A 537-nucleotide genomic window follows, 5' to 3' on the forward strand; every position below is an offset into this window, starting at 1 on the left:
GAATATATTCCATATCCATATTTTAAAAAATCATGGCAAAAGGTTTTGTTAGAAATAATAAAAAAGCACTTCAATTCTTATAAGACAAGACAATTAATAAGTTATCTATACAAAAAATACCCGAAAGGTTTTTATGTGAATGCTAAAAGAAAATTAGATAATACAAGACAAGCTGTGAAATATATAGGCAGATACCTTGCCCGAGCTGCGATAGCAGAGTATAGGATTCTTAAATATGAAAATAATAGAGTGAAATTTTGGTATGAAGATCATAATGATGGTCTTAAAAAAGTTATTGAGTGTGATGCTTTGGAATTCATAGGAAAAATAACACAACACATAGCACCTAAAGGATTTAGGATGGTACGAAGATATGGTGTTTATTCAAGAATAAATAATAAACTAGCAAAAGATATTGTTAATCTTTATAATTTTGTGAAACAAAGAAATATTGATGAATTATTAAAAGAAAAGAATAAACAAAATGAAGTTAAGAAATCATGGAAACAAAGAATAATAGAGAGTTTTGAAAGAAAT

Annotated in this window: 1 protein-coding gene; it reads left to right on the plus strand. The window is 26.4% G+C overall.

Translation table 11 applies throughout. The features are described 5' to 3' along the window. Positions 1 to 537: transposase (locus CLPUN_RS12980; RefSeq protein WP_198944330.1), on the plus strand; the 537-nt coding region annotated here is incomplete at both ends.

Source organism: Clostridium puniceum, from assembly GCF_002006345.1.
In the GTDB taxonomy this organism is placed as follows: Bacteria; Bacillota; Clostridia; order Clostridiales; family Clostridiaceae; genus Clostridium; species Clostridium puniceum.